The organism is Agarivorans sp. 1_MG-2023 (genome assembly GCF_030548385.1).
Classification (GTDB): Bacteria; Pseudomonadota; Gammaproteobacteria; order Enterobacterales; family Celerinatantimonadaceae; genus Agarivorans.
Window position 1 is genome coordinate 106,659 of record NZ_JAUOSJ010000004.1, and the last position, 20,091, is coordinate 126,749.

The 20,091-nt window shown below is 45.2% G+C and carries 22 protein-coding genes; 5 read left to right on the forward strand and 17 right to left on the reverse strand.

Going from position 1 to position 20,091, the window contains the following annotated elements:
- Positions 1–39: 39 nt before the first annotated feature.
- From Q4592_RS06885 to maoP, 11 genes are all read right to left on the reverse strand, one after another.
- The gene (locus tag Q4592_RS06885) at positions 40–756 is read right to left on the reverse strand and encodes an RluA family pseudouridine synthase (RefSeq protein WP_303511470.1); all 717 of its coding nucleotides are present in this window, start codon (positions 754–756) and stop codon (positions 40–42) included.
- Complete coding sequence (locus Q4592_RS06890; RefSeq protein ID WP_303511471.1) at positions 746–1,426, reverse strand: YoaK family protein; 681 nt, start codon at positions 1,424–1,426, stop codon at positions 746–748. Before Q4592_RS06890 ends, Q4592_RS06885 begins: the two co-directional genes overlap by 11 nt.
- 211 nt (positions 1,427–1,637) lie before the next feature.
- Positions 1,638–2,225, reverse strand: a complete 588-nt coding sequence (locus Q4592_RS06895) for an AAA family ATPase (RefSeq protein ID WP_303511472.1) — start codon at positions 2,223–2,225, stop codon at positions 1,638–1,640.
- A gap of 29 nt (positions 2,226–2,254) precedes the next feature.
- Positions 2,255–2,548, reverse strand: coding sequence for a hypothetical protein (locus tag Q4592_RS06900; RefSeq protein ID WP_303511473.1), 294 nt, complete (start codon positions 2,546–2,548; stop codon positions 2,255–2,257).
- Between the two features lie 172 nt (positions 2,549–2,720).
- Positions 2,721–3,692, reverse strand: a complete 972-nt coding sequence (locus Q4592_RS06905) for a magnesium transporter CorA family protein (protein WP_303511475.1) — start codon at positions 3,690–3,692, stop codon at positions 2,721–2,723.
- Positions 3,693–3,726: 34 nt separating this feature from the next.
- Positions 3,727–5,097 carry a magnesium transporter gene (locus Q4592_RS06910; RefSeq protein WP_303511477.1) on the reverse strand — a complete coding sequence of 457 codons (1,371 nt, stop codon included), beginning with the start codon at positions 5,095–5,097 and terminating at the stop codon, positions 3,727–3,729.
- A gap of 62 nt (positions 5,098–5,159) precedes the next feature.
- Complete coding sequence (locus Q4592_RS06915; RefSeq protein WP_303511479.1) at positions 5,160–5,585, reverse strand: RimK/LysX family protein; 426 nt, start codon at positions 5,583–5,585, stop codon at positions 5,160–5,162.
- On the reverse strand, positions 5,578–6,132 hold the full coding sequence (locus Q4592_RS06920; RefSeq protein ID WP_303511481.1) for a mechanosensitive ion channel domain-containing protein: 555 nt from the start codon (positions 6,130–6,132) through the stop codon (positions 5,578–5,580). Before Q4592_RS06920 ends, Q4592_RS06915 begins: the two co-directional genes overlap by 8 nt.
- Before the next feature lie 17 nt (positions 6,133–6,149).
- Positions 6,150–7,157, reverse strand: coding sequence for a succinylglutamate desuccinylase/aspartoacylase family protein (locus tag Q4592_RS06925; RefSeq protein WP_303511483.1), 1,008 nt, complete (start codon positions 7,155–7,157; stop codon positions 6,150–6,152).
- A 9-nt stretch (positions 7,158–7,166) separates the two neighbouring features.
- On the reverse strand, positions 7,167–8,072 hold the full coding sequence (rimK, locus tag Q4592_RS06930; RefSeq protein WP_303511484.1) for a 30S ribosomal protein S6--L-glutamate ligase: 906 nt from the start codon (positions 8,070–8,072) through the stop codon (positions 7,167–7,169).
- A 42-nt stretch (positions 8,073–8,114) separates the two neighbouring features.
- Positions 8,115–8,471 carry a DUF413 domain-containing protein gene (gene maoP, locus Q4592_RS06935; protein WP_303511485.1) on the reverse strand — a complete coding sequence of 119 codons (357 nt, stop codon included), beginning with the start codon at positions 8,469–8,471 and terminating at the stop codon, positions 8,115–8,117.
- Between the two features lie 156 nt (positions 8,472–8,627).
- Between maoP and Q4592_RS06940 the strand changes: the two genes are divergently transcribed.
- Positions 8,628–9,527 (forward strand): LysR family transcriptional regulator, encoded by a 900-nt coding sequence (locus Q4592_RS06940; RefSeq protein WP_303511487.1) that lies wholly within the window; start codon positions 8,628–8,630, stop codon positions 9,525–9,527.
- Here the strand turns inward: Q4592_RS06940 and Q4592_RS06945 are convergent.
- A complete protein-coding gene (locus tag Q4592_RS06945) occupies positions 9,524–10,273 on the reverse strand; it encodes a hypothetical protein (RefSeq protein WP_303511489.1) in 750 nt (249 codons plus the stop codon). The two genes, Q4592_RS06940 and Q4592_RS06945, sit on opposite strands and share 4 nt — an antisense overlap.
- A gap of 102 nt (positions 10,274–10,375) precedes the next feature.
- Positions 10,376–11,269: a LysR family transcriptional regulator gene (locus Q4592_RS06950; protein WP_303511490.1), complete on the reverse strand. Its 894-nt coding sequence runs from the start codon at positions 11,267–11,269 to the stop codon at positions 10,376–10,378.
- A gap of 129 nt (positions 11,270–11,398) precedes the next feature.
- Here Q4592_RS06950 and Q4592_RS06955 point away from each other — a divergent pair, with 129 nt between their 5' ends.
- Positions 11,399–12,613: a DUF3179 domain-containing (seleno)protein gene (locus Q4592_RS06955; RefSeq protein WP_303511492.1), complete on the forward strand. Its 1,215-nt coding sequence runs from the start codon at positions 11,399–11,401 to the stop codon at positions 12,611–12,613.
- 208 nt (positions 12,614–12,821) lie between these two features.
- Positions 12,822–14,648: an ABC transporter ATP-binding protein gene (locus Q4592_RS06960; protein WP_303511493.1), complete on the forward strand. Its 1,827-nt coding sequence runs from the start codon at positions 12,822–12,824 to the stop codon at positions 14,646–14,648.
- 44 nt (positions 14,649–14,692) lie between these two features.
- Here Q4592_RS06960 and Q4592_RS06965 read toward each other — a convergent pair whose 3' ends face one another.
- Entirely contained in the window at positions 14,693–15,325 is a 633-nt protein-coding gene (locus Q4592_RS06965; protein WP_303511494.1) for a hypothetical protein, read from the reverse strand.
- A 140-nt stretch (positions 15,326–15,465) separates the two neighbouring features.
- Here Q4592_RS06965 and Q4592_RS06970 point away from each other — a divergent pair, with 140 nt between their 5' ends.
- The gene (locus tag Q4592_RS06970; RefSeq protein WP_303511496.1) at positions 15,466–16,725 is read left to right on the forward strand and encodes a sensor domain-containing diguanylate cyclase; all 1,260 of its coding nucleotides are present in this window, start codon (positions 15,466–15,468) and stop codon (positions 16,723–16,725) included.
- 47 nt (positions 16,726–16,772) lie between these two features.
- On the opposite strand, the gene yegD is transcribed toward Q4592_RS06970, so the two are convergent.
- Both yegD and Q4592_RS06980 read right to left on the reverse strand, forming a co-directional pair.
- A complete protein-coding gene (yegD, locus tag Q4592_RS06975) occupies positions 16,773–18,140 on the reverse strand; it encodes a molecular chaperone (protein ID WP_303511498.1) in 1,368 nt (455 codons plus the stop codon).
- Positions 18,141–18,230: 90 nt separating this feature from the next.
- A complete protein-coding gene (locus tag Q4592_RS06980; protein WP_303511500.1) occupies positions 18,231–18,659 on the reverse strand; it encodes a hypothetical protein in 429 nt (142 codons plus the stop codon).
- Positions 18,660–18,818: 159 nt separating this feature from the next.
- On the opposite strand from Q4592_RS06980, the gene Q4592_RS06985 reads away from it, so the two are divergent.
- The gene (locus tag Q4592_RS06985; protein WP_303511502.1) at positions 18,819–19,157 is read left to right on the forward strand and encodes a hypothetical protein; all 339 of its coding nucleotides are present in this window, start codon (positions 18,819–18,821) and stop codon (positions 19,155–19,157) included.
- Positions 19,158–19,170: 13 nt separating this feature from the next.
- On the opposite strand, the gene Q4592_RS06990 is transcribed toward Q4592_RS06985, so the two are convergent.
- Positions 19,171–20,088 (reverse strand): transglutaminase domain-containing protein, encoded by a 918-nt coding sequence (locus tag Q4592_RS06990; RefSeq protein WP_303511503.1) that lies wholly within the window; start codon positions 20,086–20,088, stop codon positions 19,171–19,173.
- Positions 20,089–20,091: the final 3 nt, after the last annotated feature.

The following is a 20,091-nucleotide window of genomic DNA, read 5'->3' on the forward strand; positions in this document are numbered from 1 at the left end:
GTTAAGGCTTGTTGTATTTCTGTGGCGTTTAGCAACTCGTTAAAATGGGCTAGGGCTGTTTGCATGTATTTCGTCACCGCTACTTGGATGAGCGAAGAACAAGTCGCTGGCGTGCAATTGCAAACGTGTAGACAGCTGTTGGCTGTCTTTACTCTTATACAAATCACAGCCAAGAATAGGGTGGCCGATTGCATGGCTGTGGATCCGTAATTGATGAGTGCGCCCTGTGAGCGGTTCAAACTGTACTACGCTTCTGCGTGGGTGCTCTAGACGCTTTAATACCGTGTATTGGCTAATAGCTGCTTTACCAGTACTGAGGCAAATTTTTACTTTAGGAAAGAGCCGCTTATCTTTAGCGATGGCGAGATTTATCTGCCCTTGCTCCTGTTCTAGCCAGCCCTCTACAATGGCTAGGTAACGTTTGCGAATGGTACGTGCTTGAAATTGTTTGTTAAGGTGCTGTGCGGCGGCTGCATGTAAGCCAACAACCATAATGCCCGATGTGCCTAAATCTAATCGGTGGGGTAATAATGCTTGAGGAAAAGCCGGGCTTACTCCGGCTTGGCCATGTACTAAGCGATAATGTACGGAGTCCCAGTTGAGAGGATTTTTACCCGACAAACTCAGTAAACCGCTGGGTTTATTGATTAGCAAGATATCTTGGTCTTGATACAAAATATCCACCGACTCATCGCAAACAGGTGCCATAAAATCATCAACAATTGCTTGGGTGTGAAGGCTTTTTCTATCGAGCATTATTAGAGTTATGCCTGACTCTTGCGCTGTAAATTGAATACGAAACGGCGAGTAATAAGCAAATACTGGCGGGAATAAACAGTGCCTTAAAATGTAAGGTATTAAAAGATAAGGCTCCTAACGTTCCGCCCGCGACAAAGCCAGAAATGATGATCAAAAACAGCATCGCTTTGCGTTTATCAAATGCTTCTCCACGCAGTTTTGCGCCAAACATAATTCCTAAGTCGGTGAAGATGCCGGTAAGGTGGGTAGTGCGAATAACCGCCCCACTGTAAGTGGTGGCTAAGGCATTTTGTAGGCCACAGGCGGCCGAGGCTAAGTAGTGCCCGTGCATGGAATCTTGCGATAGCAAAAACACCGAGGCGACCAAGAAAAACGCTTCTAGCGTGAGCAATCCGCTGTAGTTACGCCCTAGCTTTAACGAGCCACTGCGAAGAAAAAATCCTGATATTGCCGACCCCGCCAGAAAACTAACCACTACCAGGCTTAAGTGCAGTAAATCTGACAGTGTTGAGTTTACGATACCAGTGCCAATCAGTGTGGCAGTGCCTGATAAATGAGAAATAGCTTGGTGTTTAAAACCTAATAAGCCAATTGCATTGACTAGCCCAGCGACAAGGGCCAATACAAATGAACCATATTCTACCCAGCGGGGTAACTTCGAAATCACATTAATCCTTTACGCTGAAGGGGGTGAGAAGCAGCGCGTTAACTAAACCGCTCAATCAAACCTAAGTGGAATAGTGAGCACAGAATCTAGCATTATAAGGTCTTCATTGAATTAGTTTTACTAGCATTTGCGTTAAACAAGAAAAAGGCGGATCTTTTAGGCTCGCCTTTTCGCATTAAGTTAGCATTTTTAAAGGTTTAGTCGTACAAGGTTATTTGGCTTCTAGCACCTTAAGAATGTCCTGCATCGACTGCTGGTACTGCTGCTGATTAGAGTTTTTAAATAACAGTAAGTCGTCAACCACTTCTGGGTTATCAATACAGTGAGGAACAGAAGAGTCGACTCCCTTAATGTATTCATCCCAGTTTTCTAATTTCCAAGTATCTCTTGATGAGTTTCGGTCAATCATGCGCTGTTTCACTACATCAACATCGGTTTCTACCCACACCACAGTGAGTCGAGCATTTTTCTCTACCAACTGTTTTTTTAGTTCATCGATGTAAGCGGTGTCTCTTATCTCACGGGTAAATGGCGCATTAATTAAAACGATATCGTCGTAATCTAATGCCTCCATAGCAAGGGCCAGGGTAGCCTGATATTCGTAGTTGCGAATATGCTCTTCAAAGAAATCTGAACTGCGGTTTACTTCCACATTGGCCAGCTTAAAAATTTGATGAGATAACACGATAAGTGTGTCTTTATCTAAGTAAACAACGTGCTTGAGTGCTTTGGCTAATTGCTTAGAGATATAGGTTTTTCCGCTGGCAGGCGGAGAGGTGACCAAGATTAATCGTTTCATTATCATTCCGTTGTTTGCTAATTCGTATTCTACGAGGCTTGCTGAGCAGCTATCGCCTTTGAGTTTTTTCTATGCCGCATAAATAGATAAACGACACCTAGGGTTATGGCCAAATATAATAAGTAGGCTCCGGCTTTTTCAGATGACTTAAGCGGCATATCAAAAGCCAGAGTGTAAATCACAATCGTCATCAGAGCTAACGGCGCAGCGAGCAACCTAAGCGCATAACGAAACCATTTATTAGTGAGCCGATTGCTTAAATAAATGATAAAGATAAAGCTAGCAATTATTGTTGCTGCGGCCAGTAGAGCGATCCAATCCATTACGATCTCCAAAGCGGGTAAATACAAGTGCATGAAATTAACGACACTAGTTTACCTGTCTTAATAACTAATTTGTTATTTATTGCAAGGTAGGGGCAATGATGAACACGAGTTTGTTTGTCACTTTGTGCTGAATAAAGACGCAGTAGTTTCTATTAGTTGCCTAATAGGCTTAAAACCAGCGCTTCCATTTAAATAGCCCAATCAAACTTAGTGCGATAGTGAACATCACACCGATTAAGATAAAGTAGCCATTGGGGTGGTGTAGCTCTGGGATTATCTCGAAATTCATGCCGTAAATGCCGGCTAAAAAGCTTAAGGGGACAAAGATGGCGGTGATCAAGGTTAACACTCGCATGGTGTTATTTAGCTTATGAGAGCTAATCGATAAGTAGCCGTCAACAAGGTCGCCGCATATTTCATAATACATGCTGCTTAGGCTGTGCAAACGTTCGAAGCGCTCGTGCAAATCTTGCAGTACGGGTTGATCGATAGCGATCCCGTTTAGGCTTTGTTCCTGCTCTAAGCTGAGTAGCTTTTTGCTTAAGCTTAAGTGGTAATTAAAGATCCTATTTAAGCGCAATATGTCGGTCTTTTGTCGAGTAATAGTGCTGAGTAACTGGTCGTCACCATGATCGCTAAGTTGTTCTTCTAGCTCACTGAGTTGATCTTCAAATGCCAATAGCTGATTCAAATACAAAGTTGATGCACTGTGCATAATGCGGCTAGCTAAGCTGAGCGGGTGCTGAAGATACTTGTGAAAGTTCTGCGTGAGTAAGTTTTCTATACCTTGTGACTGCCCTTGGTGCAAAGTAATCAGGTAGTTTTTTCCTACCAACATGGCTAGTTGCATATGCTCGAACCGCAACTCGCCTAAGCAGCTTTGAATACCGCGATACAGCATGAATATTTGTTCTTCAAATAGCTCGATTTTGGGTGGGTGACGAGAGCGAAAAACATCAACAATGGCCAAAGGGTGGCAAGCAAAACGTTTGAGTAACTGTTCCGCTTTGGCTTGGCTAAAGGTGCTTAAATCTATGTCGATCCAAATGCAGCTATCGGTGCTCTCAAACCAGGTATTTATCTGTGCCTCATCGCCGTGAATAGGCGCTTCTTTGTCGGTGCTTAACCAGGTTCTTATCATGGTTTATCCTTACTGGGCTGACTTAAGCCCTTGTCTAGCTTATTAAAAAGAGTGAAGCGAGGCCTAAAAAGGCGACAAAGCCTACAATGTCGGTCACTGTAGTAAGTATTACCGATCCCGCTACCGCAGGGTCAATCTTCATTTTTTTCAGTACAAAGGGGATCATGGTGGCCGAAGCTGCGGCTGCCAAACTGTTTAATACTATGGCGACAAAAATCACCATGCCTAATGGCAGTGATTGAAACCACAAGCTCACCACGCCGGCTATCACCAAACCTAGCATTAAGCCGTTAAAGGCTGCAATTTTAAGTTCTTTGTTTAACAGCAGCTTAAGGTTGCTTTGTTGTAAGTGGTTTAGCGCAATACCTCGCAGGGCTACTGCTAAGGTTTGGCTACCAGCAATCCCGCCCATGCTGGCCACTACCGGCATTAAAATAGCGAGTGCAACTAATTGCTGCAAAGCGCCTTCAAATAAACCAATCACCCAAGAGGCTAGAAACGCAGTGGCTAGGTTGGTAGTAAGCCAAATTGCGCGCATTTTGGCGGCTGTGGGCACAGGGGTGAACAGATCTTCCTCGTCAGAAGGGGAATCGCTAATGGCAATATCTAAGCTACGTTCTTGCAGCCATTGCACAATGTTAGATAGCGCAATCGCACCAATAATTTTTCCGTCTCTCTGCACCGGATGCCAAGCATGCCCCGGCACAACGTTCAGTGACAAAGCTATATCGGCCAGCATTTGCTGGTGGTCGAATACTTCTATGCTTTGGCCGAGTTCACTGAGCCGAGTGTGGTCACTGGCATTGCTGATATCGGTCATGCTGCAGGCACCCTGAAATTGCCCGTTGGCATCTACCAAGTAAATGGCGACGTGTTTGTTACTCCGAGTGCTTAAACGTTGTTTAATGCGTTCTACAGTAGAATTTGGTCGGGCACGTAAAATGTGGGTATCTACATAGCGGCCAACTTGTTCGTCTTCGTAGCTTAATGCGTCTTGCAGCTGTGCGGCGGTGAGTTCATCTTGTTGTTCAAGATAAATATCCACCATCGACTCTGGAAGAATATCGGCAAACTCAACAATTTCGGTATCACTAACGAAATGCTGTAAATCGTTGAGTTGTTGTTGGCTAAATTGGCTAAGTAGGTGCTTAACCGTTTCATACTGCATTAAGTGCAGTATGTCCCAGTAGCGCTCGGCGCTGCATTGCGGCCAAATGTGTTGGCGGTAACCGTCGGGCAGTGATTCGATAAGGTTAGCTAATATCGCGTTGTCGTATTGGCTAATAAAGCTGAGATCGGCCGGCTGTTGCTCTTGGTCAAGCGCATCCAAAACGCGGCGTAGTGCCGCGTCATGGTGACCATCAAAGGTTTGTTGGTTGGAGCTTGTCTTTGCTTCGCTGGTCATTGTGGCTGTCCTTATTGGTGGTTAGTGATCTATTCCTCGATGCTGCAAATGGGCGATACCCCTTAGGTATTCACCAAAAAGCTTTTTGAAGGATCGACCAACACATTGTCACCCATGCCTTCACGGCCTAATAACATTAGATAAGTCATATCTTTACGGTTACTTAGTGTTATTTCAATAGGCCAAACATGTTCGCCCAATTGAAATCGAGTTTGAATAACATAACGTTGTTCAACATCGCCATTAGATGACTTTATTTTCCGCGTATCAAATACTGGCGCACTGCAACGGCTCACCTGATCCAAGTTATAAATGTCTGGATGTAAATCAAAGCTAATATGTGGCTTACCGTTTACTTTGGTTCGCTCTAAGTTATCTACATGCAGGGCCGAGGTTTTTGCGCCAGTGTCTACACGCACCTGTAAATCACTAATCCCTAAGTCGGGCAGGTGGCAAGTTTCTAAGTTACCTATGATTAATTTAGCCATTATTATCTTCTTCAGGCTCCGCCGCTGCTGGGGTTTTCTTTTCAACGGCTCTAGTGGGTTGGTGTTCGCCAATGACAACCGCTTTTTGAAATACCATGGCATTAGGAAAAGTGAGCTTAGCGCCATTGTCTGCCAGCAAAATAACGTGGAACAGGGTGATTTCTTCTAAACGCCCTTCAATAGAGTTGTCGCCGTCGAGTATTTTTACTCGGTTACCGACTCGGTAAGGGAAAAAGAAAAATACAATAACACTGGCAGTTACGTTGCTTAAAATAGACCACTGGGCAAATAGCGCGACACCTAATACCGCAAATACCGAAGAGAGAAATATGCCAAAGTCGTTGAAGCCAAGATCACTAACCACGCTAACAACCATGACGAATAGCAGCACTAAAACACTACGCAATACCCAGCTGACGTAATGAATCCGTGTTTTGGCAATATTGCGCTCTTCACCGTAGCTAAGCACCATTTGATTAAGTTTGCTTTGAGCAATAAAAAAGGCTGCAAAAGCTACTGCGATCAGGAAAATGGTAGTAATACTCATTGTTTTACCTTGTTCTGTTAAGGGCCGGTCGAAGGGTTAATCGACTCTTGCCAGTTTTCTATTTGTTCGGCGACTTCATCTTGCTCTGCGCCAAAAAATGCTAAGTGGTACATGGCGTCACCCTCTTGTACCAAGGGTATGTTCTGCTTACCTATTACTATGCCAGAACGTTTTGCGCGTACTTGATTAATTAACTCGCCAAAAGGGCTGTTAATGTCTGCCATGATGTCACCGGCATCCACCAAATCACCTAGCTGTGCATATTCAGTCACAATACCGCTGGCGGATGCGCGTAACCAGGCGCTGCTATAGGCTACGTATGGCGACGCTTTTTTACTGCTGCGGCGCTTTTTAATCATACCTAAATGCGACAGAACTTTTAGTATGCCTTTTACCCCACTTTGTATCGATAGCTCATCAAAGCGTAGTGCTTCACCCGCTTCGTAAAGCAGTATTTTTGTATCGTTATCTACCGCCGCTTCCCGTAACGAACCATCTCGTAAATCGGCATTTAGCAATACTGGCACGCCAAAAGCTTCCGCCAGTTGTTGGGTTTCTGGGTCTTTCAAGTTGGCTCTAATTTGCGGCAAATTAGAGCGATGAATCGCGCCCGTATGTAAATCAATGCCGTAGTCACAATGCGCCACAATCTCGGTGAGAAATATATGTGCCAGTCGACCAGCTAACGAGCCTTTTTCTGAGCCTGGAAAGCAGCGATTTAAATCGCGCCTATCGGGCATATAACGGCTTTGATTTAGCACCCCGTAAATATTAACCATCGGCACCGCAATTAGGCAGCCCTTGGTAATTTTAAAGCTAGATGAGCGAGTTAAGCGGCGAATAATCTCAATCCCGTTTAGCTCGTCACCATGTACCGCCGCGCTAATAAATACCGTTGGCCCCGCGCGCTTGGCGCGGGTGATATGTACCGGAATAGAAATGTCGGTGTCGGTATAGAGCTTGGCCACCGGAATTTGTAGTTGCTTTTGCTCACCCGGCTTAATCTCTGTTCCAGCAATAATCATGGCTTACCTCTACCCTTTGCCGCGTGTTTTGGTGGCAAAGGGCTTGGCGTTCTTCTCGATAAACTCGAATACCATAGCGGCGACATCTTTACCGGTGGCGCTTTCAATGCCCTCTAAGCCCGGAGAAGAGTTAACCTCCATCACCACTGGGCCGTTATTTGATTGCAATATGTCTACACCACATAGGTTCAAACCCATGGCCTTAGCAGCATTAATCGCAGTAGCGCGTTCTTCTTTGCTTAGGCGCACCAACTGTGCGGCGCCGCCACGGTGTAGGTTGGAACGAAACTCGCCTTCGGCCGCTTGGCGTTTCATGGCCGCAACCACTTTTCCGCCTACCACTAAGCAGCGAATATCGGCCCCACCGGCTTCTTTAATAAACTCTTGTACCAAAATATTGGCTTTTAAGCCCATAAACGCTTCAATCACACTTTCGGCGGCTTTGTTGGTTTCGGCCAATACCACGCCTATGCCTTGAGTGCCTTCTAGCAGTTTGATGACTAACGGAGCTCCGCCAACATTTTTAATCAGATCCTGAATTTTGTCAGGTTTGCTGGCAAAACCGGTACGTGGCAAGCCAATACCTTTGCGAGACAACAACTGTAGTGAACGCAGTTTGTCGCGAGAACGGCTAATTGCTACCGACTCATTGACACAAAAAGTACCCATCATTTCAAATTGGCGCACCACTGCTGTGCCATAAAAGGTAATCGACGAACCAATGCGTGGAATCACCGCATCATATTGCGGCAGTACTTCGCCGTTGTAACGTACCGTAGGCTTGCTACTGGTGATATCCATATAGCAATGCAAGGTGTCAATGATGTCTACTTGGTGTCCACGCGCTTCGCCTGCTTCTTTTAAGCGGCGGGTGGAGTAAAGGTTTTCACCTCGAGATAAAATGGCTACACGCATGATTCGATCCTATTAATTTATGATTAGCTTAAATAAATGGGCTTAGCCATCTTCAGTGACAAATGTTTCATCTTCATTCTCAAGATTATCTACCTGAGATTTAGAGCGACTATTCAAGGTATGAAAACGCCGTCTTGAATAGGCTAGGTCTTTGTATTTAGTCCAAATTTTTTCTAGTTTGGTGCCTGCTTCAAGTTGCTTACTACAGACCAATAAAAAGTGCTGTTCTTGCTGCCCTTCGGGCATCATTTCTCCCGCATCTAGCGCTCTCATTGTTTCGCCATATAAACTGAGCAACTCGGACTCAAGTAGAGTGAAATCACCAGATTTACGAAACCCGTGTTTAAAGCGTTTATCGTCGTAGAAACGTTTGTTGCCAAAGCGAAAATCGATCATCATTGCGGTTACTCCAACTAAGTAGTGAAGCGGCTTTAACAGCCGTGGGTAATTTGGCTGCAAGGTAGAGAATATTTGCTCAAGATGAAAACGAATTGTTTTTATCGTATGAACAAATTTTGTTTGTTAACCTCGAGTTAGCGGGAAAGGGGCTATTGAATGGATGTAAAAGTATTCCGAACGTTTTTGGAAGTGGCCAAAGTTAAGCACTTTGGGCGAGCTTCTGAGAACCTGTATATCACCCAAGCGGCGGTGAGTGCGCGGATTAAACAGCTAGAAAGTTTTTTTGATACTCAATTATTTATTCGAGATCGTAACGCCATAAAACTCACCAGTTCTGGCGAACGTTTAATTGCCTACGCCGAAAACATGGTGCGTACTTTAGAGCAATCTAAAGCCGAATTACTGTTGAGCAAAGCCCACGCTATTCAGCTTGCGTTAGCGGGTACGCCGAATGTGTGGGACGCTTATTTGCAGCATTGTTTAAGCGTGATTACTGATACCTTTCAAGGGTATGCGTTTAGCGCCGAGAGTTTAGGCCGTGAGCACATGCATCGAGCGTTGGTAGAACGAACCCTTGATATTGGGGTGGGGCTCGATCAGCTAAAGTCTGATGAATTAGTCTGTAGTAAGGTGGCAGATTTGGAGTTGGTGCTGGTCTCTACTCAGCAGCAGAATCAGCTATCGGCGTTAGCGAAAAGCTATGTGTATGTTGATTGGGGAACACGATTTAGCTCTGAACATGCCTCTCGACACAGCAAAATGCCGCCACCGTTTTTGCGCACCTCTACGGGCCGAATTGCTTTAGATTTTATTCTGGAAAAAGGCGGGGCAAGCTACTTGCCTGCTTCTATGGTTGAACCTTTTATCGACAGCCAGCAATTGTTTAATGTTGAAGAAGCTGAACCTTGGTTACAGCCTGTGTATTTGAGTTACCGTAAAGACTCGGCAGCATTAGACCAGATTAAACAAGTTGAAAAACTGTTGGATAAAACCGAACCTTCTACTGCCTTTATTTTGCAGCAGGCGGCTGAGCTACCACCTGCTGATGAAGCCTAACCCACTAGTGGGGTGGCTAAAGTAAACTCAATCAAGCTGTCTTTTGGCAGCTCAATGTCGTTGCCTTGGGTGATGATTGATGCACCCACACCTACTTTGGCACCGTTTTTAGCGCCGCTACTGCCATTTACTAGGCCACCAATGGCTGCCGCTCGTGCGGTTTTACCAACCGTGTCGCCAGCGGTATTTGCACCGCTAGAACTAAGTATGTCGGTATGAATGTTCTGCATTTGGTCGTCAATCAATATGCTGGTTAGGGTGATGCTCATGTCAGCTGAGCCGGCAATTCGACCTGCTTTTTTCACTTCACTCAGCTCGCCGTAAACGGTGCTGCCTCGCTTGGCAACGATTGTGTCGCCAGACATTAAGTTAGCCTCTAGTGTGGCAGTAAAACGTTGTCCTGTTTCGTGCTGGCGAGTATTCACGCCTTCGCTCATGCGAATAGTAAGAATAGTGCCTGCTGGTACTTCTACTGGTTCGTTTGAGACTTGAGAGGTAACCGGTTCTTCTGCGACGGGGGCAGAAGTAACGATGTTATTGGTGTCGTTAAAATCAATGCTGGCCACTTGCTCAGTGGGTAATTTAACTTCAATGCCTTGCATGTCTAACACTAATGTTTCGGCATTTTGCGACACAATGTTGCCTTGCAAAGCGCGGCCGTCTTTTAGCTGAATGTTGGCTGCATGGGCTGTGCTGGAAATCAGGCCTGCAAAGATAAGGGCGTAAACAGAAGTTTTAATGTTCATTAAGTAATACCTGCAATGTGCTCGTTAAGATGGGCATAGTGTAGGCAAACCGTCAGCCGCGAAAAATCCCTCTCGATGCAATGCATTGTTCCAATTTATGAACTAATTAAACTTCGCTTCTAAAAAACGTTGTAGCTTGTCGATAAATATCCTCACCTTGGCTGGTAAGAATTTTCTTGAATGGTAAATGGCATAAATGTAGCCACTCAGTTGCTGCGGCTGGGCGTAAGCTTTTACTAGTTTACCTTGTTGCACTAACTCTTTAGACAACATATGCGGGACCAAGGCGATGCCTTTATCTTGCAAGCATAAATCTAAACCCAGTTCGGGATTTTGCACACTAAAGAAGGGTGAAATAGCTTGCTGGACGATTTCGCCTTGGTAGTCAAAACGCCAAAAGTGAACCGGTGATTGAGATACAGAATTGAAGATAATCTGATGTTTTTCTACATCGCTGGGTTGCTGGAGCAAACCATGTTTAGCGATATAGGCAGGGCTTGCATAGTAATCGTATTCAACAATGGATACACGACGGGCAATCAGCGATGAATCTTTGGGTTCGTCAACATGAAACATAATGTCGTAGCGGGTGGTGGTTTGATCTTCTTGGCGTCCTTCGCTGCTAAACGCTTCAAATTTTAACTCGGGATAGTCGTTAATCATCTCTATCACTACCGGCCAAAAAACACGTAACAGGGTATTGGGGATAAAGATGCTTAAAGTGCCGCTGGGTTCGTCGTTTTGCTGCTGGGTATCTTGTTCTAAACGCTTAGCTTGCTCGATTAAACTCTGGCAACCTTGCAGATAGTTTTCACCCACTTCGGTAAGGCTTAACTTGCGGGTGGTGCGGGCCAGCAGTTGCACACCAAGGTGTTTCTCTAGGTTGGTGATGCGTCGACTAATGGTTGATTTTGGAATGTCTGTTGCGTCAGCTGCTTTGGTAAAACTACCGTGTTTAGCTAACTGAACAAATAGATCCATATCTTCTAAATTCACCTGGCGATCCTTGCAAGCTTGATTTGTTCCATTATATGCAACAAAGGGTTTTGATGTCGTGGATTTTTCTCATTGTTCACAAATCCTACACTGGCTGCAGTTTAATGGGTTTATCGAATTGAGGTGTATATGTTATCTAGTGTATTGATTGGTGCAGGCTTGGCGGTGGCGATGTATTACGCCTTTATTATTTTTATGGAATTAGGCGACTTTGGCCAATGGGTGGTGAAGTCTACGCGGAAAAAAACGATGCGGGCCTGGCACAAGCGTAAAACCTTGAGTCGCAATACCTTAATCAGCTTGGCTGTTGCTTGGTTAGGGTGGCTGTTGCTGGCTAGTCACATTTCATTGTTAATGATGCTGGTGGTGAGTGCCATTATCTTAGTGATGTATTTCTCTGGGGCGATTAATCCAGACATTATGATGCGCGCTCGCCAAGAAAATGCGGTATTTTTAAGCCCTGAGCAAGCTGCACAGTTTTATCGTGATGATGAAAGTGTGATTGTTTATGAGCATAACGGACAAGCGCGTGCTCATTCTGATAAGCAGCTGGTGCGCCCGCATGTGGTTGGTGACCAAAAACATGGTCAGTCTAATGTTGTTATGACCTATTGTGGTTTAACCAATTTGGGCATGGCGGTAGTGCCAGAGATTAATGGCCAAGCTTTATCGCTACGCCCAGTGCTGCAGTTAGAAAACAACTTGGTAATGGCTGATGCCAATACCGACCAACCAGTACAGCAGCTTTGGGCTCGCAGAGAATGCGATATTAATGCTGGGATTGACGGTGAAATGCAGCAAGTGGCAACGTTTAGAATGCCCTTTGCTAAGTTTAAACAGGCTTACCCAGAAGGCTTGGTATTTGTGAACGACTACCAAGAAAAAGGCATGCGAGTGACCTTTTGGGAAAACCCCGCGGTATTTTTATACGACCGAATGATTGAGCTTATTTTTGGTCTAGCAATTAATGCTCAACACAACTTAGACAAACCGGTTTTTCCTACCATTAAGCATGTTGATAAACGCTTACCTAGCAAGCGTTTGGTATGGGCTTTTAATGTGGGGGAACACTACATTGCCTACACCGAAGAGTTTGTTGTAAGCCAAGGTGGTGTGGTTAACCTGGTGGTTGATGGGCAAAGCATTGTGGTGAACTATGACCAAGAGATGCAAAGTTTAGGGGTGTTTTACAACCCCAGCAAACAGCCCGTTAAACAACTCGATTTTGCCGGCTATTTAGAAAATGGTAAGCAGTTGCAGCGTGTTGAAACGCTAAAAGCAGGGATCTTTTGGATTGTATGGGCAAACTTCTTTCCTCAAACCGAGCTAAACCCCACTAAATAGTGAAGACATTGATCGCTAGGCGGCAATGTAATAAAGGTCAAAGTACTTTCTTTGACCTTTTTCTCAGTGGCAATGGGCGTTTTATTGGCAATGCTAATAATTTGTCGCTTATTGGTCAGCAAGGCTGCGCATCACTGACTAATTGCGCTACAGTACAATCACGAGTTAATTCGTTGTAACCCTGAGATTTATTACAAGGAATGTTTTAATGTTTAGTTTTTTTGAGCGGCTTACGGTCGCTTTCCCAAAACAAGAGCCTGAGCAACCCCCTAAAGGTTTATACCAGTTTTGTATGCACTATTGCGCAGGTATGGGCAAACCACTGTTAGTGATGTCTGTGGTATCGGCGTTAATTGCTATTTGTGAAGTCGCCTTATTTGGCTTTATGGGCCAGTTAGTTGATTGGCTGGGCACTAAAGATCCCGCCACCTTCTTAACTGAAGAGGCCAGTAGCTTGTGGTTAATGGGGATTACCTTATTAATTATTATGCCGCTGCTGATTTTGTTGGATTCTTTAGTGATTCATCAGGCCTTGTTGGGCAATTTCCCAATGGCTATTCGCTGGTCAGCTCACCGTTATTTATTGCGTCAAAGCGTGAGCTTTTTTGCTAACGACTTTGCTGGTCGAGTTGCCACTAAAGTGATGCAAACGTCTTTGGCGGTGCGTGAAACCGTAATGAAGCTGTTAGACCTGATGGTTTACATCTTAGTGTACTTTTTCTCAATGCTGGTGCTGGTCGCACAAGCCGATATTAGGCTTATTTGGCCAATGCTGTTGTGGTTGTTGGCCTATATTGCGATTCAATTGGTGTTTGTACCAAGGCTTAAGCGGATCTCTACTGAACAGGCCAATGCCCGCTCCTTAATGAGTGGTCGTATCGTTGATAGCTACACGAACATTGCTACGGTAAAACTGTTCTCGCATAGCCAGCGTGAAGCCGATTATGCTCAAGAGGGCATGAATGGCTTCTTGGTTACTGTTCACAAGCAAATGCGCTTGGTGACAGGGCTTAACTTTTCGGTGCAGTTATCTAACTATTTACTGACCTTTGGTATCTCGGCTCTATCTATTTATTTATGGACCTTAGGCGATGTATCGGTAGGCGCGATAGCAGTGGCGATTGCTTTGGTTTTGCGCCTTAACGGTATGGCGCAGTGGATCATGTGGGAAATCAGTTCACTGTTCGAAAATATTGGTACGGTAGCCGATGGCATGACCACCTTAACCACCGAGCAAACCATTACCGATAAAGCGGATGCTAAACCGATTAAAGTGACAGAAAGTCGCATTCACTATCAAGATATTCGCTTCCACTATGGTGAAGAGAGTGGCGTGATTGATAAGCTGAATTTGAGCATTAAAGCCGGTGAGAAAATTGGTTTAGTAGGGCGCTCTGGCGCGGGTAAAACCACCCTTGTAAATTTATTACTGCGTTTTCATGATGTAGAGGGCGGCGCTATTTTGATCGACGATCAAAACATTAGCGAAGTGACCCAAGACAGCTTACGCGCCCAAATCGGCATGGTGACGCAAGATACCTCGCTGCTGCATCGCTCGGTGCGCGACAACATTTTGTATGGGCGACCTGATGCTAGCGAAGAGCAAATGATTACCGCTGCCAAACAGGCCAAGGCGCATGAATTTATTTTAAGTTTGACTGATCAAGATGGTCGTACTGGCTACGATGCACACGTAGGTGAGCGTGGAGTTAAGCTCTCGGGCGGACAGCGCCAGCGAATTGCGATTACCCGTGTTTTGCTTAAAGACGCGCCTATTTTGGTATTAGACGAAGCTACCTCTGCGTTGGATTCAGAAGTGGAAGCGGCGATTCAAACCAGTTTGAATCATTTGATGGAAGGCAAAACCGTGATAGCGATTGCCCACCGTTTATCTACCATTGCCGCAATGGATCGCTTAATTGTGCTCGACCAAGGTGAAATTGTTGAGCAAGGTACTCATGCTGAGTTAATTCAAGGTGATGGTATCTACAGCCAATTATGGTCACATCAAACGGGTGGCTTTTTGGGAGAGTAAGTTGCTTAGTGAATAAGCGAGGCCAGCCAGTGAGCTGGCCTTTTTTATTGCCTAATGTGTCGCTGTTTAAAACGCGGTGTTTTAGGGGGCTCTAAGCGAAGCAGTAATGATTGGTTTTGAGCCGATGTTTGTTCTACTAATTGAGCGGTGACTTTTAAGCTACTGGCTAGCTGATTGAGTTGGCTAGTGGCGGTAATTACTGCCCGGCTGGTGGGGGCCAACACCGTAAAATAAATGGCCACTAAAGCAACGATAATAATCAACACTAGGGCCGCCAAGATAATCAGCACCCAACGCTGAATATTGTCGGATAGTTCATCGGCCAGTTTAATCACCGGCTTGGTGCTTTGGCTCACCGTATTGGGCAGTTGTTTTAAGCTGGTATCTAGTTGAGTGCTGAGCTGTTCAACGGCTAAAAACGCCCGTTCAAACTGTTGCTGTTGTTGCTCGCTCATCTCTGGGTTTACCGCTAATTGGTCGATGCTAGCAGCAATGTCGCTAAGTGCTTGCGATGCTTGCAGAGCTGCTTGCTCTATACCCACTACTTCTACATTTAACTGCATGTTAAGTTGGGGAGGGTCGAGTTTTGCTGCTTCGGTGTCGCTGTCAGCTGCGCTGAGTGGGAGAATTAAACTTAAACCAATAAACAGCATTACAGTTTTGATCACAGCTAACACTTTGTGTCCTTACCAAAAGAATCGCCACAGAGTATTTAAATGTAACAGTAGTATTAATTAAGTGATAGTTAAGCGCGCTTATTTGAGTTAGCGCTAGAGCCTGACTACGCTTTAAAGATACTTAGCAATAGTAGGTACGTATGGGTAAGGTTAGTGATATTAGCGCTTATTATGGAATGGTGATTCATCGTAATTTTGTGCCCTTGTTTGCTGACGACCGTTATGCCCAAATGTTTGGATACGAATCCGCTGAGCAAATACTGGCGCTACCTTCACTGCTCGAACTGATTGCTGAAGACGATCAGCAAGAGGCGATTAATGCCTATGAATCGGTTATCAGTGGCAAAGCTAGACCAAAAATCCGCGTCTTTGAAAACACCAAAAAAAATGGGGAGCAGTTTTCGGTGCTCACCATTGACCATGTTACCGAGTGGCAAGGCCAACCCGCTTTGCAAATTACCTTGGTGGATTTTTCTCAGCAGATAGAAGCCGAGAAGAAATTACATGCTAGCGAACAACGTTATCGATTGTTACTAGAGTCGTCGCTACAAGGTATTGTGGTGCATCGTTTTTTTGAGCCGCTGTATTGTAACCAAGCAATGGCAAGTATTTTGGGTTACGACAGCCCGGAAGCGGTGCTTAAGTTAAGTAGCTTGCTGTCGTTAATCCCCGAAGAAAACCAACAAAAAGCGATTCAGCTTCATGAGCAATTGATTCAAGGCCGAGTCGAAACTAACAGTGTAGTGACAGAAAATGTCCGTCGAGACGGCACCTCTGCCTGGATACACATCAGTGAGGCGGTAGTTAGTTGGAATGGTAAACCTGCGGTGCAGTCAGTAATGATGGATGTAACACAACAGCATCAAGATCAGCGCCGTTTGGAGTTTCAGGCTAATCATGATTCCCTCACTGGTTTAATGAATCGTCGCTCCATGAGTAAAACCTTGATTGAGGAATATGCAGTGAGCAAACGCTCGCTTCAACCGTTATGTTGTATATTGCTCGATATCGATAACTTCAAGCAAATCAACGACCAGTATGGTCATTCGGCGGGTGACGAAGCACTGCGGATTTTTGCCATCGAAAGCCTAAAAGTATTACGCAACGGAGACTATTTAAGTCGCTGGGGCGGCGAAGAATTTTTATTGCTGCTACCTAATACCTTACAAGAGCAAGCGTTGATTATTGCCAATCGAGTACGCGAGCATTTAGCGAGTTTTAAGGTGGAAGCTGAGGCTAGCGTGAAGTTTTCGGCAACCGTAAGCATGGGCTTAGCCATGCTTACGGCTTACGATGTGAGTCCAGAGGCGTTAGTTGCGCGAGCAGATAGTGCCTTATATCTCGCTAAAGAAAAAGGCAAAAACCGCGTGGAATTGGCTCCGCAGGTTTATGAGTTATAAGGCCAAGCAAGTATGTGATTAGCCCGCAGGTTTATCAGTTATAGGGTTTAAGAAAAAATGTGATTAGCCCACAGGGTTAAGCCACTGGTGACACTACCAAAGTTATCACCACTCACTAACGGCGTTTGATAGCGTTGCGCCAAAAAGTTTTTAATCATCGGTGAGTTAGCACTACCACCGGTTAAAAATATCGCATCGGGTTGGCAAGCAGCTTGGGTAATAACATCATCACTTAACATGGCTATGCTGTTAAGTAAGCGCTCGGCCGCTTGTTGATAAGCTGTTTGCTCAACCGTTACTTCGAGCTGTTCTGCTAAATAACTAAGATCCACCACGCTTTGTTCACTGCTGCTTAAGGCTATTTTGGCTTGTTCTGCAGATGCGCTCATTTGGTAGGTTAATCGCTCATCGCTGAGGCGCAGTAAACCTTTAAGGGGCGATAATTGCGGCTCTTTGAGTAAGCGTTGTAATAACAAGCGGGTATCTTTCTCATAAAAGCGAGTTTGTGCTGGAAAATCGTTAATAGCGGCAGCATCCCAAAACGGTTTAATAGGCATGGGTTGGCCACTGGCCAAGTGAAGTTTTGCGCCAAGGCTTGGCATTAAGGTTTCAAAGTTGAGGGCAATATCAAAGTCATTACCACCAATTCGCTCGCCGTTGTAACCCAGTACTAGGTTGTTATGATCGCGAGTAGCGAGATAATCGGGTCCCATTACTAACATTGATACGTCACTGGTACCGCCACCAATATCAATCACTAGCACGCGTTTTTCTTCGCTTAACTGTTGCTGATAGCTAAGTCCGGCCGCCATGGGTTCGAACAAAAACTCAACTTGCTTAAAACCAGCAAAGCTGGCGGCATTGTTTAAAATAGAAATGGCTTGTTGATTACTCAGATCGCTGTTCAAACCTTGGAAGTTAACCGGACGGCCAATCACCACTTTTTCTAGCTCAGCTTGGCCGGTTTGTTTTACCTGCTCAGCAATGTGCCACATCATAGCGGCGGCAATGTCTTCAAACTGCTGCTGTTGACGTTCGCGAATACCACTAGCGCCTAAAAATGATTTGGGCGAGCGTACGTAATAACAATCGGCGGGGTCGATAAGATATTCTTTAAGTGCTTGTTGGCCAAAGCTTAAATGCTCATCGTAACCATCTAACTTGAGTTCTTTGATTGAGCGTAAGCTGGCGCTTAATTGGTTTACGCGGGCTTGTTTGTAACGCTCGGCTTTGCCTTGCTGCTCTAGTTGCTGATAGAGCCAGCCACAAATCATTTCTGATTGGGGGGCAAATAAGGTTGAGGACATGTAGTTACCGTGTTCGGGTAACGTCACCAACTGTGCTTGTTGGTCCTGCATGATGCCTACGGCACAGTTAGATGTTCCAAAGTCGAAACCAGCGATAGATTGACTCAAGGTAGGCGCCTCGTACTGATAAAAAGGCCGCGCAGGGTAGCAAATTTACGGTTGTGGGTACAGCAGCCTAAGCGGCTTTATTGTAGCCGTTTATAAGGCGAGATCTGCATCGACCAGCGTGAGCAGGTAGTTTTCTTTGCTATTGCTACCTATCGTGTGTTGCCAGTCTTGGTCTGTGACTTGTTGGTATACCGTACGCATACCGTCGCCTAAATCAGCTTGAATAGTGAATTGCTCAAAGCTAGCTGAAGGCGGGTTAGTAGCATTAGCAATATCAACAAACTCTAGCAAGCTGCGGCGTTCGCCGGGGGCGATAGTGCCGCTAAAAGGGCTAGCGCCAAGAGTCATCACTTGCTGATTAAGCGTAATGCTAAGGCTGAAGGGGTAATTACTCAGGTTTTCGATGGAGTAACTACTGTGCAGCGTGTAGCTTTGGTCGGTTAGTGGTTTGTCGCTATTGCAGGCAGTAACACCCAGCAATACTGCTAACCAAACAATGTTGTTTTTAACGCTAAACATTTATCAGTGCTTCGTATGGTTCAAGACTCGCGGAATATACCTTAAATATGTTTTTTGTCAATTTGCTTTATCTCCCTTTTTCCGTGGCATGTTGATGGGCTTTTGATTTAAAAATAGACTATTCCCGGTAACGCTGAGGCGCAGAAAAAGGTAGAATCTATGCTGCTTAATCAAGTTATTGATAAAAATGGAATTTATTTAGTCATGTTGTTGCAACAAGTTTTAGACGTTATCGAGTTTACAGATAGTGACCAGTTGAGTTCGGCCATTGAGCAGTTTAATCATCACGGAGTGCTGCGCAGTGATTTATTGCCTTTTATGAGTGTCGTGTTTGAAAAAGCACCAGAGCAACTGGCCAAAAAGCTCAGTGCGGTAGGGTTTAACGGCGACGTTCAAGTTGCTCAAGTAGACAACAAGCTTGGCGAGGCAAACTTTTTAGTATTCGACAGTTTACGTTTTGGTTTGTCGACTGCATTAGAATGGAGCGAAGCCTGCTAGTATGCCTAAGCACTCAAATTGAGTTATTGAGTGGCAGAGGTTCCTTGGTTGTTAGCTCAGCAAGCAAACTGCAAATGCTTTGAGCCTTTCTCCAGTTCCAGTTTTTAGGTAGAGCCACCTTAGGGTGCTGACTTAGTTCAATGGCTAGTTGGCTATTGGAGGTCGTGCTGGCCATGGCAAGTGTATCTAATAATTCAATGTCATCGGTTTTAGCGCTGTGATGTAAGTAGTGCGCTTGCAAACCCCAACCACAGTCCCACGCCAATAATTCCACTTTACTCAGGGCAAAAATGTCTCTGATTACATTGCCCTGTATTATCGGCCAACCCTTAAAACTCAAAATGCCGTGTTGCTCGCTGAGCTGTGGATTTAGGCGGCAGTCTTGCCAAGCTTTTCCGGCAAAAATGAACTGTTCTTGTGGAACATCGAGCGGGTCAAATTGAATATTCAGAATATCTTGTTGAATAAGGTCTAGTTGGGCGTCCACCATCACCCAGCGCTGTTGTGATTGGTACCAGTATTCGCATATCCAGTGGTCTTCAAATTGGTAGATACCTAGGTAACGCGCAAAGCCGCAACGAGCCCGCGCGGCGATGCCTTGGCTGCGCAGCAGGCTTACCAGCAGTAAACTAAAGTCTCGGCAATTTCCCATCATTCGCTGCCGTGGTGCTTTAGGCTGAAGCGCTGGCTTGCTGTTATGACTTAACCAGCGAAGCTTTTGTTCCACGTTCCGTGTTTGCAGCTCGTCTAAGCGGGTTTGAAAAGGCGTGGTTAGTTGATAGTGCTCAAGCCAGTAGGGGTGAATCAAGTTTTGTTGAACCATGGTCACTAAGCGTTGAATATCAGAACCACAATCTTTAGCTTGCGCCAGGTAATGCTTAGGATCGCTGATTGCGCTATGGCTGGTGTAGTAAACAGTGGGCAGATTCATGGA

What these genes read in the sequence shown, in the direction of transcription:
- Q4592_RS06885 (WP_303511470.1), bottom strand. Translation starts at nt 756, where the DNA reads ATGCTCGATAGAAAAAGCCTTCACACCCAAGCAATTGTTGATGATTTT.
- Q4592_RS06895 (WP_303511472.1), bottom strand. Translation starts at nt 2,225, where the DNA reads ATGAAACGATTAATCTTGGTCACCTCTCCGCCTGCCAGCGGAAAAACC.
- Q4592_RS06900 (WP_303511473.1), bottom strand. Translation starts at nt 2,548, where the DNA reads ATGGATTGGATCGCTCTACTGGCCGCAGCAACAATAATTGCTAGCTTT.
- Q4592_RS06905 (WP_303511475.1), bottom strand. Translation starts at nt 3,692, where the DNA reads ATGATAAGAACCTGGTTAAGCACCGACAAAGAAGCGCCTATTCACGGC.
- Q4592_RS06910 (WP_303511477.1), bottom strand. Translation starts at nt 5,097, where the DNA reads ATGACCAGCGAAGCAAAGACAAGCTCCAACCAACAAACCTTTGATGGT.
- Q4592_RS06915 (WP_303511479.1), bottom strand. Translation starts at nt 5,585, where the DNA reads ATGGCTAAATTAATCATAGGTAACTTAGAAACTTGCCACCTGCCCGAC.
- Q4592_RS06920 (WP_303511481.1), bottom strand. Translation starts at nt 6,132, where the DNA reads ATGAGTATTACTACCATTTTCCTGATCGCAGTAGCTTTTGCAGCCTTT.
- Q4592_RS06925 (WP_303511483.1), bottom strand. Translation starts at nt 7,157, where the DNA reads ATGATTATTGCTGGAACAGAGATTAAGCCGGGTGAGCAAAAGCAACTA.
- rimK (WP_303511484.1), bottom strand. Translation starts at nt 8,072, where the DNA reads ATGCGTGTAGCCATTTTATCTCGAGGTGAAAACCTTTACTCCACCCGC.
- maoP (WP_303511485.1), bottom strand. Translation starts at nt 8,471, where the DNA reads ATGATGATCGATTTTCGCTTTGGCAACAAACGTTTCTACGACGATAAA.
- Q4592_RS06940 (WP_303511487.1), top strand. Translation starts at nt 8,628, where the DNA reads ATGGATGTAAAAGTATTCCGAACGTTTTTGGAAGTGGCCAAAGTTAAG.
- Q4592_RS06945 (WP_303511489.1), bottom strand. Translation starts at nt 10,273, where the DNA reads ATGAACATTAAAACTTCTGTTTACGCCCTTATCTTTGCAGGCCTGATT.
- Q4592_RS06955 (WP_303511492.1), top strand. Translation starts at nt 11,399, where the DNA reads ATGTTATCTAGTGTATTGATTGGTGCAGGCTTGGCGGTGGCGATGTAT.
- Q4592_RS06960 (WP_303511493.1), top strand. Translation starts at nt 12,822, where the DNA reads ATGTTTAGTTTTTTTGAGCGGCTTACGGTCGCTTTCCCAAAACAAGAG.
- Q4592_RS06970 (WP_303511496.1), top strand. Translation starts at nt 15,466, where the DNA reads ATGGGTAAGGTTAGTGATATTAGCGCTTATTATGGAATGGTGATTCAT.
- Q4592_RS06980 (WP_303511500.1), bottom strand. Translation starts at nt 18,659, where the DNA reads ATGTTTAGCGTTAAAAACAACATTGTTTGGTTAGCAGTATTGCTGGGT.
- Q4592_RS06985 (WP_303511502.1), top strand. Translation starts at nt 18,819, where the DNA reads ATGCTGCTTAATCAAGTTATTGATAAAAATGGAATTTATTTAGTCATG.
- Q4592_RS06990 (WP_303511503.1), bottom strand. Translation starts at nt 20,088, where the DNA reads ATGAATCTGCCCACTGTTTACTACACCAGCCATAGCGCAATCAGCGAT.